Source organism: Paenibacillus sp. N119s (assembly GCF_059447605.1).
The window spans coordinates 1-980 of record NZ_JCAJRU010000459.1 but is presented as its reverse complement, the minus strand read 5'-3'; the positions used below and the strand labels follow the sequence as shown (position 1 = coordinate 980).

The 980-nt window shown below is 48.4% G+C and carries 1 protein-coding gene and 1 pseudogene; both read right to left on the bottom strand.

Features of this window, described 5'->3' with window-relative positions:
- Positions 1 to 112 (bottom strand): annotated as a pseudogene (locus AC5V8P_RS25730) (daunorubicin ABC transporter permease); the annotation flags it as partial.
- Positions 105 to 980, bottom strand: an 876-nt coding sequence (locus AC5V8P_RS25725; RefSeq protein ID WP_495474076.1) for an ABC transporter ATP-binding protein, incomplete at its 5' end; no start/stop codon positions are given. The pseudogene AC5V8P_RS25730 and the gene AC5V8P_RS25725, both read right to left, overlap by 8 nt.

Sequence of the window (980 nt, the reverse complement as noted above, 5' to 3'; positions counted from 1 at the left end):
AATACACGCCGATATTCATGGAATAAATAAGTATGCCTGAATAATAGTTTACCCGATAAGCAAGCATGGTGAGAAATCGGATACGAATAAAATCGGTATATACGCTAAGCATGAACTTTGGCCTCCACTATCGGATTGCCCTGGCGTTCTGCCGAGCCAGACTGATAGATGCTGCGGACGATATCATCCGTGTTGGTTTCAATGATTTTGATATCCGTAATGTCCGTGCGACCCACTACACTAGCCAGCACATCTGATACGTTAATATGAAGAGGAATCCACACCTTGGCCGCCAAATCGTTATCCATAGTCCACGTCAGCGGCATATCAGCCGTCCATGCCTGCAACTGCTCCAGCTGTGTCGTCGTACCAAATTGAAACCTTACTTCTCGGCCTGTCCCCCAACGATCCTTGAGCTCATCCAGTCCACCATCATAAATGATATTCCCATCATCCAACATAATGACGCGCGAGCACAGCGCTTCAATATCCTGCAAATCATGGGTCGTCAGCAAAATAGTGGTCCCGTGTTCCCGGTTCATGTCCTTCAAAAACTCGCGTATTTCAGACTTCACCATGATATCAAGTCCAATGGTCGGCTCGTCCAGAAAAACAATGGATGGATTGTGCAGCAAAGCAGCTACCAACTCACAACGCATCCGTTGTCCAAGGCTAAGCTTGCGCACCGGACGGCTTAACAAATCCTGCAATTGCAGCCTTTCTACCAGCTCATCCAGCCTGCGTTTGAAGTCTGTAGCCGGAACCTGATATACTTTGCGCAGCAGTTGAAAAGATTCGATCACGCCGATGTCCCACCAAAGCTGGCTGCGCTGACCAAAAACAACGCCAATGTTACCTACAAATTTCTCGCGATCCTCATAAGGGACATAGCCCCCCACCTTGAGATGTCCCGATGTTGGCACCAGAATACCTGTCAACATCTTAATCGTGGTGGACTTTCCGGCCCCGTTCTCACCAAT